General features: G+C 66.0%; 15 protein-coding genes. 7 read left to right on the top strand and 8 right to left on the bottom strand.

The window, feature by feature from the left end; genetic code table 11:
* Positions 1 to 129: 129 nt before the first annotated feature.
* Genes ACQY4Y_RS11455 through ACQY4Y_RS11445 form a run of 3 tightly spaced genes read left to right on the top strand, consistent with a single transcriptional unit; the run spans position 130 to position 1,569 of the window.
* Positions 130 to 420 carry a hypothetical protein gene (locus ACQY4Y_RS11455; RefSeq protein ID WP_428490678.1) on the top strand — a complete coding sequence of 97 codons (291 nt, stop codon included), beginning with the start codon at positions 130 to 132 and terminating at the stop codon, positions 418 to 420.
* A complete protein-coding gene (locus ACQY4Y_RS11450; RefSeq protein ID WP_428490677.1) occupies positions 420 to 1,310 on the top strand; it encodes a Ku protein in 891 nt (296 codons plus the stop codon). Before ACQY4Y_RS11455 ends, ACQY4Y_RS11450 begins: the two co-directional genes overlap by 1 nt.
* 40 nt (positions 1,311 to 1,350) lie before the next feature.
* Positions 1,351 to 1,569: a hypothetical protein gene (locus ACQY4Y_RS11445; protein ID WP_428490676.1), complete on the top strand. Its 219-nt coding sequence runs from the start codon at positions 1,351 to 1,353 to the stop codon at positions 1,567 to 1,569.
* Positions 1,570 to 1,582: 13 nt separating this feature from the next.
* On the opposite strand, the gene ACQY4Y_RS11440 is transcribed toward ACQY4Y_RS11445, so the two are convergent.
* Positions 1,583 to 2,938, bottom strand: coding sequence for an aminotransferase (locus tag ACQY4Y_RS11440; RefSeq protein WP_428490675.1), 1,356 nt, complete (start codon positions 2,936 to 2,938; stop codon positions 1,583 to 1,585).
* A 184-nt stretch (positions 2,939 to 3,122) separates the two neighbouring features.
* Between ACQY4Y_RS11440 and ACQY4Y_RS11435 the strand changes: the two genes are divergently transcribed.
* A complete protein-coding gene (locus ACQY4Y_RS11435; protein WP_428490674.1) occupies positions 3,123 to 3,449 on the top strand; it encodes a hypothetical protein in 327 nt (108 codons plus the stop codon).
* Between the two features lie 3 nt (positions 3,450 to 3,452).
* Here ACQY4Y_RS11435 and ACQY4Y_RS11430 read toward each other — a convergent pair whose 3' ends face one another.
* The 6 genes from ACQY4Y_RS11430 to ACQY4Y_RS11405 are packed head-to-tail and all read right to left on the bottom strand — an operon-like array spanning position 3,453 to position 8,168.
* On the bottom strand, positions 3,453 to 4,010 hold the full coding sequence (locus ACQY4Y_RS11430) for a hypothetical protein (protein ID WP_428490673.1): 558 nt from the start codon (positions 4,008 to 4,010) through the stop codon (positions 3,453 to 3,455).
* Positions 4,007 to 5,080, bottom strand: a complete 1,074-nt coding sequence (locus ACQY4Y_RS11425; protein WP_428490672.1) for an SAM-dependent methyltransferase — start codon at positions 5,078 to 5,080, stop codon at positions 4,007 to 4,009. Before ACQY4Y_RS11425 ends, ACQY4Y_RS11430 begins: the two co-directional genes overlap by 4 nt.
* Positions 5,077 to 5,874 carry a DUF1295 domain-containing protein gene (locus ACQY4Y_RS11420; RefSeq protein ID WP_428490671.1) on the bottom strand — a complete coding sequence of 266 codons (798 nt, stop codon included), beginning with the start codon at positions 5,872 to 5,874 and terminating at the stop codon, positions 5,077 to 5,079. Before ACQY4Y_RS11420 ends, ACQY4Y_RS11425 begins: the two co-directional genes overlap by 4 nt.
* On the bottom strand, positions 5,871 to 6,749 hold the full coding sequence (locus ACQY4Y_RS11415; RefSeq protein WP_428490670.1) for an alpha/beta hydrolase: 879 nt from the start codon (positions 6,747 to 6,749) through the stop codon (positions 5,871 to 5,873). Before ACQY4Y_RS11415 ends, ACQY4Y_RS11420 begins: the two co-directional genes overlap by 4 nt.
* 4 nt (positions 6,750 to 6,753) lie before the next feature.
* Positions 6,754 to 7,368, bottom strand: a complete 615-nt coding sequence (locus ACQY4Y_RS11410) for a ChrR family anti-sigma-E factor (protein WP_428490669.1) — start codon at positions 7,366 to 7,368, stop codon at positions 6,754 to 6,756.
* Positions 7,365 to 8,168, bottom strand: a complete 804-nt coding sequence (locus tag ACQY4Y_RS11405; RefSeq protein ID WP_428490668.1) for a sigma-70 family RNA polymerase sigma factor — start codon at positions 8,166 to 8,168, stop codon at positions 7,365 to 7,367. The genes ACQY4Y_RS11410 and ACQY4Y_RS11405 overlap by 4 nt, the downstream gene beginning before the upstream one ends.
* Between ACQY4Y_RS11405 and ACQY4Y_RS11400 the strand changes: the two genes are divergently transcribed.
* From ACQY4Y_RS11400 to ACQY4Y_RS11390, 3 genes are read left to right on the top strand one after another with little or no spacing between them, the layout of a single operon-like run.
* Positions 8,167 to 9,459: an NAD(P)/FAD-dependent oxidoreductase gene (locus ACQY4Y_RS11400; protein ID WP_428490667.1), complete on the top strand. Its 1,293-nt coding sequence runs from the start codon at positions 8,167 to 8,169 to the stop codon at positions 9,457 to 9,459. The two genes, ACQY4Y_RS11405 and ACQY4Y_RS11400, sit on opposite strands and share 2 nt — an antisense overlap.
* Entirely contained in the window at positions 9,456 to 10,253 is a 798-nt protein-coding gene (locus ACQY4Y_RS11395; RefSeq protein ID WP_428490666.1) for a DUF1365 domain-containing protein, read from the top strand. Before ACQY4Y_RS11400 ends, ACQY4Y_RS11395 begins: the two co-directional genes overlap by 4 nt.
* Positions 10,253 to 11,473, top strand: coding sequence for a class I SAM-dependent methyltransferase (locus ACQY4Y_RS11390; protein ID WP_428490665.1), 1,221 nt, complete (start codon positions 10,253 to 10,255; stop codon positions 11,471 to 11,473). The genes ACQY4Y_RS11395 and ACQY4Y_RS11390 overlap by 1 nt, the downstream gene beginning before the upstream one ends.
* Before the next feature lie 37 nt (positions 11,474 to 11,510).
* On the opposite strand, the gene ACQY4Y_RS11385 is transcribed toward ACQY4Y_RS11390, so the two are convergent.
* Positions 11,511 to 13,148 carry a gamma-glutamyltransferase family protein gene (locus ACQY4Y_RS11385; RefSeq protein ID WP_428490664.1) on the bottom strand — a complete coding sequence of 546 codons (1,638 nt, stop codon included), beginning with the start codon at positions 13,146 to 13,148 and terminating at the stop codon, positions 11,511 to 11,513.
* Positions 13,149 to 13,376 lie beyond the last annotated feature (228 nt).

Raw genomic sequence — 13,376 nt, 5'->3', positions numbered from 1 at the left:
GCGCCGAGTTACTTGTCCGCTGAAGTTAAATCCACATCTTGATTGCCGGGTCAATCGTCCAACCGGAATCGCTGATCCGGCTCCAACGCCGCCTTGCCTCCACCCGCGCTTCGCATGAAATATTTTGTCATGGAGTTATCCAGCCTCGCCAACGACCCGGTTGCACGTGATCCGGTCGATCGGGATCCTGTCGCACGGGCAGTCGACGCCTTGAAGCTTGCCAGGCGTCAGGTGCGGCTCGCCCAGCGCGCCACCAACAACTGGCGCCTGGAAGGCGCGCTCGCGGACATCGAGGACGACCTCGGCGTCGATCTCACCCGAATCCAGGATGCGGTGCACGACAATGCCGCCGACGCCGAGTTCAGCGGCGAAGCCCAGGTCCGGCGGCAAGCCTGGCTACCGCCTCGGGGGCTGGTCTGATGGCACAGCGTCCGATCTGGCGCGGCCATCTCCGCCTCGCCCTGGTTTCCTGCCCGGTCGCCCTTTACAACGCCAAGCACGACCGCGCCGCGATCCGGTTTCATCTGATCAACCCCGAGACCGGTAACCGCATCCAGATGGTCACCCAGGACTCCGAAACCGAGAAACCGTTGTCACGCCGCGATCTGGTCAAGGGCTACGAGTTCAAGAAGAACACCTACCTGCTGATGACCGACGAGGATTTCGACAGCGTCAAGGTCGACAGTTCCGAGACCATGACGGTCGAGAAATTCGTCGAAGCCGACTCGATCGACGCGATCTACTACGACGCCAGCTACTATGTGGTCCCGGACGGCCAGACCGGCCGCGACGTTTACGCCGTCCTGCTCGAGGCGATCGAGAAAACCGGCCGCACCGCACTGTCTCGGGTGGTCATCGGCCAGCGCGAGCGCACCATCGCGCTGCGCCCGATGCAGGGCGGCCTGGTCGCCCAGACGTTGTTCGAGCAACGCGACATCAACGATGCGAAAACCATGTTCGACGACGCCGCGGCGATCAAGACCGACCCCGAGATGGTGAAGCTGGCGACCCAACTGATCGACCGTCAGACCGGCCGCTACGACCCGTCCGATCTCGAGGACCGCTACGAAACCCGGCTGCGTGAGATGATCGACGCCAAGTTGAAGGGCGAAGGGATCGAGGAAGAGGCAACCCCCGAACCGGCCCAGACCAACGTCATCGACCTGATGGCGGCGCTGAAGCGCAGCCTGGGCGACGATGCCGCCGCGACCAAGGCCGACGCCAAGCCGGCGGCGAAAGCCACCGCCAAGGCCAAGCCTGAAAAGCCCGCCGCCACGCCGCATAGGCCTTCGCGCAAACGCGCTTCCTAGGTTATCGTCTCCCGGTAGAGCAATGCGCCAGGAGGTCGAAATGGCCGCAATCTCGGAAGCGGCGCGGGATCACCGCCGCCGGATCCTCGAACATCAGCAACAGGCGGAAGCTCGGGGCAACACCGCCGCCGCGCCGCCCGACCCCCAACTGAAAATCCCGCTGATCGGGGAGGCGCGGCGCCTCGCCGAACCCGGGGCAAAGCCGGCACGCTCCCGCTCGAAAAAGCCGGCCCAACCCAAGCTTGGCGATAAGCTATAGGCTGACCCCCCGGCTACCCACCGAGATCAAGCGTCCCCAGCGCCCGGTCCAGCGCATCGACGATGCGATCACATTCAGCGCGGGTGATCACCAATGGAGGCGACAGCGTGATGGTGTTGCCATAGCGCCGCCCGCCGCCACCGCGGCCGACCAGTAGCCCATCGTCACGGCAGAAATCGACGATCGCGCCGATCTGCCCCGGACCCACCGGCTCCTTCGTGGCGCGATCCTTCACCAGTTCCAAACCCAGCAGCAGCCCCTTGCCGCGGACATCACCGACGAACTTATGCTGCGTCAACGTGCGCAGCCCGTCGAGCAGATAGGCCCCCACCGCCGCCGACCGATCCACCAGTTGCTCTTCCTGCAGGATTTCGATGTTGCGCAGGGCGACGGCCGCGGCCACCGGATGGCCGCCATAGGTGTTGACCTGCCCGACCTGGCGGTTCTCCGCCGCATCGCCATAGAAACTGTCGAACACGCTGTTCCTCACCACCGTCGCCGCGATCGGCAGATACGCACTCGATATGCCCTTGGCGATGGCGACGATGTCGGGTGACACGCCGTAATGCTGGAATCCGAACATCTTTCCGGTACGGCCGAAGCCGTTGATCACCTCATCGACGTGCAGCAGGATACCGTATTTGCGACACAGGCTTTCCACCTCCGGCAGATATTCGTCCGGCGGCACCGCGACCCCGACCCCGCTCATCACCGGCTCCACAATCACCTCGGCCACCGATTCCGGGCCTTCGCCAAGAATGGTGTTCTCCATGTTCTTGACGCAGGCCAAGCCGCAGCTTGGATAGCTCAGGCCGAACGGACAGCGGTAGCAATATGGCTGCGCGACATGCACGAAATCGCCCGAAAACGGCTCGAACTTGGCTTTGCGCTCGCCCATCCCGCCGGCATCGAGGGTGGCCAGCGTGGTGCCGTGATAGGCGAAATATCGGCTGATCGTCTTGAACCGGTTTTCCCCGGGATGTTCGTGCTTCATATACTGCCGAGCGATCTTGAAGCCGGCTTCGTTCGCCTCCGATCCTGAGTTGACGAAGTAGGTGTGATACCCGCCACCCGCCAACCCATTGATCTTCTCCGCCAGGGCTGCTGCCGGCAGGTTCATCGCGGTATGCGGAAAATATGACAATTGCCGCATCTGCTCGGCCGCAACCTCGGCGAGTTCGCTGCGGCCATAGCCGATGTTTACGCACCAAAGCCCCGCCATCGCGTCCAGATAGGGCGTGCCATCGGCGTCGAATACCGTCGCGTTCTGCCCCCCGGTAACTACCATCTGCTTCGATTCCAGCAACTTATGCTGAACAATCGGATGCAGCACGTTGCCAAGGTCTTGCTTGACAACGGCCTCGCGCACGGCCGGATCAGGTGTATTCTTAAGCGACATAACTGCCTCGCGGGGGTTGATTTGTGGGTATCGACAGGTTGACAGGCTTGCGCCGTCACGTCACGGGCCGCGTCGAAACGCCATGCCGCATTGAATCCTGGAATCTCGGCGCAACAAACGCTACCACGCCCGGATCAGATCACGGGAACTGACGATGGGTCCAGAGACAGCGTGGCGACAAGGCCTGCAGGCCAAGGGGCGCGACCGCATCATGGCCGAACTCAACACCCGGGCCGGCGCCCCGGACGACGTAGTCCTCGATGTGGTGTACGAGGCTCCGTACCCGACCAGGGAATTTTGCCAACGCTGGTGCGCCGAACAGGATAACCGGATGCTGCACCTGTCCGGTTACAGCAAGGCGACTCTGGTAGCGCTGATATTGCTGGTCGCCATCGGGATCAAGGCCATCGTCAGTTGGAACAGCCTGCCGGTGAACCAGCAATCCCAGGCCCAGCTGCAAAATCACCACGTTCAGCGCTGATCGCTACCTGATCTCCAGCCGACGCAGCAGACCAGCGAATTGCAGCGTCAGCAGCACGGTCAGTGTCGCCACGCTGCCGATATTGAGCGACGCCACCCGCGCGCTCGCGGTCGGGGAGAGCGCGATCAGCGGCGGATCGAACATCGCCCCGGGGATCAGACCCGCGGCGAGCGGAACCGCCACCGCCAGCACCAGCCAGCCCCGCTCACGCCGTCGGAACAGCAGCGTGGCCAGCGCGATGCACGGCAGCAGGAACAGGCCCATCGCCGTCGCCGACCCCAGCAGCTTGGTGCACCACAGCGTGTTCAATGTCCCCACCAGCGGCAAGCCCAGCCGCCCGGCGCAAGAGGACCGCCGCGCCAGCCAGGGGATCGCCAGGAAGCACGGCGTGGCCAGCATCGTCAGCAGCGCCGCCGCGCCGATCGAGCGTCCGGCCAGCGCGATCAGATACACCGGATAGAACGGACCGTTCCAGCCGATCACCAGGGATATGAAATTGCACGCCGCGGCCGCCGGATCCTCGTGCGCCGAGTAGGCCCGAACCGATCCAAGGAATTTCACTCCGGCCCTGGCTGATCATGGGGCCCCCGATCATGGGGCCCGCGCCGACCATCGGGCCTCAACCGATAATGGCTGACGCCCCACTCGGCACCGTTTCTTGCGCCGAACAGCCCCGCCGTCGCCAGGAAGAACAACCGCCAGCGTCGCTTCCACAGCATCGCGTCACGGCCATAGACCTCGCGCAGGATACGCTCGATCGCCGGCGCATTGGCATCGTAATTAGCCAGCCAGTCCTCGGCCGTGCGGCGGTAGTGGACCCCGCTCCAGCGCCATTCCGCTTCCACCATGAATTCGCTGTCCAGGTGGCGTATCAGCCCGTGGCTCGGCATGATCCCGCCGGTGAAGAAGTGCTGCGCGATCCAGTCCGACGCATCGCCATGATCGAAACGATAGGGCATGCTGCGATGGCTGAAGACGTGCAGGAACAGGCGGCCATCGGGCTCCACCCAACCACGCACCCGCCGCAGCAGCGCTTGCCAGTTCGACATGTGCTCCCACATTTCAACCGAAACGACCCGGTCGAACCGCTGGCCCGCGTCGAAATCATTCATATCCGCCGTAACCACCCGCAGACGCGCCAGCCCGCGCCGCGCCGCCTCGGTTTCAATGAAGCCGCGCTGCGGACCTGAGTTCGATATAACAACGATATCGCTACCCGGATAACGCTCTGCCATCCACAGCGACAACGACCCCCAGCCGCAGCCAAGCTCCAGGATCCGCTGGCCATCAGCCAGGTCGGCATGCGCCGCGGTTTCCGCCAGCGCGCGCTCCTCGGCGTCGGCAAGCGTTTCCGCCTCGTCGTACAGACAGCACGAGTATTTCCGCCGCGGCCCCAGGATCAGCGCGAAGAATTCCGGCGGCAGCTCATAATGCTGCGCGTTGGCCGCGTCCGGACGTTCCGCAATCGGGAAGCTGGCCATGGCCGCCGCGAAACTGCGTTCCGCGTCCGGATCGGCCCGATCGAGCCGGCGACCGGTCCGCTCCACCAGCAAGGCGATCCCGGCCCGCGTCACCGCGTCTGGCAACGGCAGGCGTTCCACCGCGCCGGCGGCGGCTGCAACCAGGTTCATGCTTTCCTCGAAACAGGCAATGGCAGGAACGCCCGCGTGCGCGCCTGGTAGGCGCGGTAAGCTTCGCCGCGGGAGTGCAGCATCCGCTCTTCCAGCGGCGGAATGCCGGACACATGGACCAGCAGCCAATACATGAAGGCCGGGCCGGAAAACGCCAGCCAGGCGACCGCGCTGCCGGACCCGATCGCGAACAGCGGATAGGCGACCCAGCCCAGCCATTCGAAGAAATAGTTCGGATGACGCGACAGGCGCCACAGCCCCGTGTCGCACACCTTGCCACGATTGGCCGGTACGGCGCGGAACCGGCGCATCTGCGCATCGGCCACCGCCTCGCCCGCAATCGCCGCGCCAAGCACCGCCAGGGCGGCGGCGTCCATCATCCCCAGCGGGCGCGGATTGCGCGCTGCCAGCAGCATCGAGATCGCCAGCAACGCCGCCGCCGCCGCCTGGATCTGCAGGAACCAGAACAATCGGCGCTCGAAACCCGCGCCCCATTGTCGGCGGAACGCGGCGTAGCGCACATCCTCCGGCCCGTTGCGCGTGCGCTGCAGCAGGTGGAAACCCAGCCGCGCCGACCAGATGGCAACCAGTGCGGCGACCAGGATCTGGCGCGGTCCCGGCCAGGCGATGGCCGGCGCCGGCACCAGCGCATAGATCACCCCAGCCAGGCCGAGGGCAAAGCTCCAGACCACATCCACCCAGCCGGCGTTGCCGAACCGGCGCTGCACCGCCCAAGCCAGCATCATCAGTGCCGAGAGCAGCAGGCTGACGCCGACGATCAGCACGATCGTCATCGCCCGGCTTCAACGCAACCGGCGCCGGCACCGCTGTGCGCGGCGATGAACCGCAGCGTGTCGCGCCGCACCGGGGCAAACGACGTCAGCACCGAAGCGAACGCGCCGATCAGCAGCTTGTGGCCCAGGCCAGGATACAGATGCTCGTCCACCGCCACCCCGTCCTGCCGCAGCCGAGCCGCCAGCCGCGTGGTGTTGCCGGGGTCAACGGTATCGTCGGCAGTACCCGCCGCCAGCATCATCGGCGGCGCCGCCGATGTAACATAATTGATCGGTTGTGAGCGCGGCCACTCGGTCTCCGGACCAAAAATCGCCTTCAGCGTTCGGCTGCGCAGCGGCAGGAAGTCATACGGCCCGGCAAGGCCGATCACCCCCCTGATCTGGCGCGGATCGACGCCGTCGGCGCGCAGGTAGGTCCCATCCAGGGCCAGCAGCGTGGCAATCTGTCCGCCAGCGGAATGACCCATCAGGAACAGACGGTTCGGATCGCCGCCATACTGAGCGACATGGGCGCGTGTCCACGCCACCGCCTCGGCCGCATCCCGCATGAACGCCGGAAACCGCACCGTCGGATACAGGCGGTAGTCCGGAATCACCGTGACCACCCCGCGCGCGGCCATGCTGGCGCCGACGAACCGGTAACCGCCGCGACTGCCGCTCTCCCAGCCGCCACCATAGAAGAACACCACCACCGGTGCGTCGGCGCATCGGTGTGATGGCGCATAGATGTCCAGAGCGTGATCGGGACCGGGCGCGTAAGCGATATCGCTCGACCGGGTCACCCCGGCCCGCGGCGCCGTCAGATTGAGCAGCGCGGCCGGCGAGCAGGCGGCAAGCAGCATCAGCAAGACCACCGGCACCGCGACGCGACGCATCCGATCACATACCGATCAGCGGCCGTACCAACCGACCCAGCAGCCCGCGCGCGCGCAGCCGGCCGCCGGTGGCGATCAGGCAGATGCATTCTTCCCCCGGCAGCGCCGTCGGCCGGTGCGCCAGACCGCCGTCGGCCTCGGCGAAGTCACCCACATGATACTTACCCGTTACGTCGTCGAAAGCGCCTTGCAGCACGCATGTCGTTTCGAAATCGCTATGGCTATGCTCCAGCAGTCCGGTGCCCGGCGCCGCCCGGATCAGGTCCAGACGGCTGTCATTCGGCCCGCGTGGAACCAGCGTCATCATTGCGATATTCGGTCCCAGCCAGCGCCAGCGCCCCTTCGCTAGCCCATCCAGCGTCACCGCCACGGGTTCGGGTTCGTCGATCGGCGCCGGCGTATTCAGCCGGGCCAGCGTCCGCGCCAGCGCGTCGGGTGCCAGTGAAGCCGGCGAAAGCGAGTCGAGCAACACGCCGCCGGCCTCCTCGGCCCGGCGCAGCACCGCCCGGCACGCCGCGCAGCGTGCCACATGCACCGCCACCACCCGCGGATGCGGCTCGGCCAGCGTGCCCGCCGCATAGCCCAGCAGGGTCAGCTCAGAGGGATGGTGCCCGATCATTCTTCGTCTTTCAGAGCGGCGCGTAGCTTCGACATGGCAAGCCGCAACCGTGATTTCACCGTACCGAGCGGAACGCCGAGTTCAACTTCGATCTGGCTGTGCGTGCGTTCCTCGAAGAACGCCATTTGCAGCATGGTCAACTGTTCCGCCGGCAGCTCATCCAGCGCGGCGCGCACCTGCGTGGCCCGTTCGTCGGCCGCGATCACCGCATCGGCCAGCGGGGCCGACGCCGGTTCATCCGACGGATCCGGTGCTTGCGCCACCGGGCGGGTACGGCGCAGGCTGTCAATTCGCAGGTTGCGGGCAATGGCAAAGATCCAGGCCCCGGCCGAGGCCCGCTCAGGGTCATAAAGCTCAGCCTTGCGCCACACCGTCAGCAATACATCCTGGGCCATTTCCTCGGCCACCGCCGGATCCGCGCCGAGGCGACGCAGGTAGGCTTTGACCCGAGGCGCGAAATAATCGAACAACCCGGCGAACGCGCCAGCGTCCTTGCACCGGGCAACCGCCACTATCAGCGCGGCATGGCTGTCGGTTTCGGGGTCAGGACTCATCCCACCACGCACAAAAAGCCACGCCGGCAGACCCGTCTTGGCGTCTGCTCGCTGCACCTGATACAACACATACATACCCCCAATACGAAACGCATTAGATAACGGATCACAACTTTTGATCGTGATCCAGACCGGCGGTTCGTGCGTAAAAATGGCTGAATAGCCGAACCGGCAGAGCTCAGATATCATGCACCGCCAAAATGACCGACTCAGCATCGCCGTTATCGGAACCGGAATCGCCGGCATGTCAGCGGCCTGGCTGTTGAACCAGGCACACCACGTTACCGTGTACGAACAAGCCTCGCGACCGGGCGGCCACAGCAATACCATCGATGTAGCAAACGAAAACGGCACCACGCCGGTCGATATGGGCTTCATCGTCTACAACCCGGCAACCTACCCAAATCTGGTGGCCCTGTTTCGCCATCTCGATGTACCGACTCACGCCTCCGACATGTCGTTCGCGGTGTCGGTGCGCGGAGGCGCCCTAGAATACGCCGGAACCGATCTCAACGGCTTGTTCGCGCAACGGCACAATCTGCTGAATCCGCGCTTCTGGTCGATGTTGCGCGACCTGCTGCGGTTCTATCGCCAGGCACCGCGCGATGTCCATCGGTGCGCCGCCGACCATCAATCGCTGGGTGAATATCTCGCGGTCCATGGCTACAATGATGCTTTCATTCGCGATCACCTGCTGCCGATGGCGGCCGCCATCTGGTCCACGCCATCGGACCGCATGGCCGACTATCCGGCGTCGGCGTTCCTGCAGTTCTGCGACAACCATGGCCTGCTGCGCATCCGCCGCCGGCCGCAATGGCGCACCGTCACCGGGGGCAGCCGAGCCTACGTGCAGCGCCTGACCGCGCCGTTCGCCGCCCGCATCCGCCTTGGCTGCGGCGTCCGCCAGATCTGGCGCCAGCCAAACCGGGTCCGGCTGATCGATACCAAGGGGCTGGAGGGTTGGTACGACCATGTCGTCGTCGCCACCCATGCCGATCAGGCCCTGCACATGCTGGGTGACCCCTCGGAGGCGGAAACCGATCTGCTCGGCGCCATCAACTATCGCCCGAACGATGCGGTGATGCATCGCGATGCCATGCTGATGCCGCGCCGACGCCGCGCCTGGTGCAGTTGGAACTATATCGGGGTAAATGCTCAGGGACAGGACGCGATGTGCGCGTCCTATTGGATGAATCAGTTGCAGTCGCTCCACACTATCGACCCGATTTTCGTGACCTTGAACCCGCATCGCGCCCCCGATCCGCGGTCGGTGATCCACCAGGAAACCTTCGACCATCCGCAGTTCGACGCCGCCGCGCTGAAGGCGCAACGCAACCTCTGGTCGCTGCAGGGCCAGCGGCGCACCTGGTACTGCGGCGCCTATTTCGGTGCCGGCTTCCATGAAGATGGCCTGCAAGCCGGCCTGGCCGTCGCCGAGGCACTCGGCGGCGTCCGCCGGCCCTGGGATCTGCCCGATCAATCCGACCGCATCTACCTGCCGGCGCCCGTCCGTCAGATCAGGACCATGGCGCTGTGACCACGCCCGCCCCGTTCAATTCGGCGATCTACCTTGGCAGCGTCGTCCATACTCGACTGCGCCCGGTGCGCCATCGGCTGCGCTACCGTATGCCGATGCTGCTGCTCGATCTCGACGAACTGCCCCGCCTGTCGCGCGCGTTGTCGGTGTTTTCGGCCGAACGGTTCAACCTGTTCGGCTTCCGTTCCCGCGATCATCTGGCGGCAACCACCACCCCGCTGCGCGTGCAGGTCGAGCAGCAACTCGAACGCGCCGGGCTTGCCCCTGACGGCGGCCCGATCCGGCTGCTGTGCATGCCGCGGGTGCTCGGCAGCGTGTTCAATCCGCTCAGCGTGTTCTTCTGCCACGCCGTCGATGGCGCGCTGCGTGCCGTTCTGTATGAGGTCAACAACACCTTCGGCCAGCGCCACGGCTATCTCATCCCGGTGGCCGACCCGCATGCCGCGATCCATCGCCAAAGCTGCGCCAAGCAATTCTATGTGTCACCATTCATGGAAATGGCACTGAACTATCATTTCCGGCTCAGCCCGCCGCGCAACCGGGTGGCGATCGCGATCGAGGCGCACGACGACGCCGGCCCGATGCTGTCCGCCTGCTTCGCCGGCCAACGCCGCGAACTGACCGACGCCAACCTGATGCGCGCCCTGCTGCGCCATCCGCTGCTCGCCGCCCATGTACTCGGCGGAATCCACTGGGAGGCGTTGAAGCTCTGGCGCAAGGGCATGCGGCTTCGCCCGCGCCCGGCGCCCCCGACCGACCCGGTCAGTGTCGTTATGGCGATAAGGCAGGCGTGATGGGCACCACGGTAAACCCGGCGGTCGAGGTGACCCTCCCGCCGCGTCGTGGCCTCGCAGCCAGCCTGCTGCACCGATTGTTCAGCCGCCTGCATTGCGGTTCGCTGACCGTGATCCTGCCCGACGGGCGGCGCTTTGCCCACGATACCCGCGCAGCCGGCCCCGAGGCGGTGCTGCTGGTGCATCGCTGGCGCGTGCTGCGCAGGCTGTTGCTGGCCGGCGACATCGGTTTCGCCGAGGCCTACATGGATCGCGACTGGTCCAGCCCCGATCTCGCGGCGCTGATCGAACTGGCGGCCCGCCATCAGGCCTCGATCCCCGGCGCCAACGGCGGAGCACCACTCGCACGGCTGATCCAGCGGCTGCGCCATCTGGCGCGGTCCAATACCCTGTCGGGCAGCCGGCGCAACATCGTGCAGCACTACGACCTCGGCAACGACTTCTACGCCAGTTGGTTCGATTTCGGCATGACCTACTCCTCGGCGCTGTTCACCGATGCCGACGCAACGCTGGAAGCGGCGCAGACCACCAAGCAGGATCGCGTCGTATCGCTGCTCGATCCGCGTCCCGGCCAAGACATCCTGGAGGTCGGCTTCGGCTGGGGCGGCCTTGCCGAACGCCTGGCCTCCAGTGGTGCCGCGGTCACCGGGCTGACGCTTTCCCCGGCCCAGCACGCTTACGCTCAGGCCCGCCTGAGCGCTGCCGGACTGGCCAATCGGGTCGATCTGCGGATACAGGACTACCGCCAGGTCGAAGGCCGGTTCGATCGTATCGTTTCAATCGAAATGCTCGAGGCGGTTGGCGAAACCTGGTGGCCGGTCTTCTTCGCCATGCTGCGCGACCGCCTGCGCAGCGGCGGCGTGATCGTGCTGCAGACCATCACCATCGCAGACGAACGGTTTGCCTCATATCGGCGAAGTAGCGATTTCATTCAGCGCTATATCTTCCCCGGAGGCATGCTGCCGTCGTCATCTGCGTTGCGCGCGCAGATCGCCCGCGCCGGCCTCGCCGTGCACAGCGTGGAAATGTTCGGCGCAAGCTACGCGCAGACCCTGAAACTCTGGCAGGACCGGTTTCAGGCCGCCTGGCCGGACATCGCCGCGACCGGGTTTTCCGCCCGCTTCAAGCTGATGTGGGAATACTACCTCAGCTACTGCGAGGCGGGATTCCGTGCCGGCGCGATCGATGTCGGCCTCTGGCGCCTCGGCCACCCGTCCTGACCGGGCGCCGACCCGATCGGATCACGCACCATCCTGATCAGCCGCCGACGCCGGCCGCGTAGCCGTCGCGCTGCGGATCCGCCCCACCCTCCAGCCGCCGATCCCACAGCGTGATCCCGTGCGGCGCGGCAAACGGATAGGACAGCGGCGATCGCCGCACTTCGTAGCCCAGCCCCTCCAGCCCGCGCTGCACCCGGCGCGGAATCCGGTTGGATATGTCTATGACATCGGTGGTCGCCGAGAACCGAGGCGCCGAGACCGCCTCCTGCATCGTCATCCCCCAATCCAGCACATTCAACAGCGCCTGCAGGATCGCCACCCCGATCCAGGCCCCGCCCGGCGCGCCCAGGGTCATCACCGGCGTACCGCCCTCGAAAACCAGCGTCGGGGACATCGAGGAAAACCGGCGCTTGCCGGCCGCGATCGACCCCGCGCGCCCAGGCCGCGGATCGTACCAGTTCATCGCCCCGTTCAGCATGAACCCGGTGCCGGGCGGGATCACCCCGGACGGCACGCCCAGCGTATGGGTCAGCGAAACCACCATGCCCGAGGCATCGACGCACGACACCGTGGTGGTATGGCGCCCATCGCCGCCAACCCGCGACAGCGCGGTTTTCCGCCCGCTCCGGATCCGCGCCGCGCACGCCTCGGCATAATCGTCGGACAACAGCATCGCCAGCGGCGGAGCCACGAAATCGGGGTCGCCGATATGGGTTTCCTTGTCGCCGCCGGCAATCTTCATCGCCTCGGCGACGACGCGAATATAATCGGCGGTGTTGTGGCCCAGCGCCGTCAGGTCGAAGCGTTCCAGGATGCGCAGCATCTCGGCCACCACGATACCACCGGCCGGCGGCGGCGGCGCGCTGACCCGCCGCCCGCGATAGCTGACCTCCAGCGGAGCATGCACGCGGGCGCGAAACCCCGCCAGGTCTTGCTGCGACAGCAGGCCCCCATGGACCCGCATATCGGCAACGATGCGTTCGCCGATCCGCCCGCTGTAAAACGCTTCGACCCCGTCCCGGGCGATTTCGCTCAGGGTGGCCGCCAGGTCGGGGTTGCGCACCAGGTCGCCGACCCGTTTGGGACTGCCGTCGGGACGCAGATACAGCGCCCGCCCGTCAGCCGTTGCCGCCAGCTTGGCACTGTATGGCAGACGTCCATACGCCGCCTCGTTGGTTGCGAACACCCCGGCGACGTGCGGGCGCACCGCCCACCCGGACCGAGCGTATTCGATCGCCGGAGCCAGCAACTCGGCCCAGCGCAGCCGTCCGAACCGGTCATGCGCCGCCTCGAACAACCGAAGCACCCCTGGCGTCGTCACCGCCGAACGGCCCAGTTCATTCACCGCGCCGGCCAGCACATAGCCGTAACCGTCGGCACACTCCCGCTCGAACACGGCCTGCCACATCGAGGGCGTGCAGCCGGCCGGACAGGTGGAAAGGCCGTCCAGCACGACGTGGCTGCCGGTGGACGGATCGAACACCTGCATGCTGCCCAACCCGCCGATGCCGCACATCAACGGATCGACCACGCCTTGAGCAAAGGCACAGCCCAGCACCGCATCGACCGCGCTGCCTCCGGCCGCCAGGATGCCTTGTCCGGCCTCGACAGCTTCGGGTTGCGGCGCGACGATCATGGCGGAGCAGGCGGCAACGGTGCGGGCGGGGCGGGACATGCAGGCCTCCTGGAGCAGGATCGCGCTGAGCGGAAGCTACCCATTGCGCGAATTCCTGCAACAAAGCGAAATTGCACCATGCATCTGACCGTTGCCGCGGCAATCCGGCAACCGCTCAGGCGGTTCGTCCTGGTCTCACTGCCTCCCCGGGGGGCGTTCCCCGCTACCCGGCCATGCCGTATGGCAGCAACCCCGTCTCCGCATGAGAAAGCCGCCCAAAGGACAGCC

This window comes from Rhodopila sp. (genome assembly GCF_965277165.1).
In the GTDB taxonomy this organism is placed as follows: domain Bacteria; phylum Pseudomonadota; class Alphaproteobacteria; order Acetobacterales; family Acetobacteraceae; genus Rhodopila.
The sequence above is the reverse complement of the archived record's forward strand: the minus strand, read 5'-3'. Positions and strand labels throughout refer to the sequence as shown.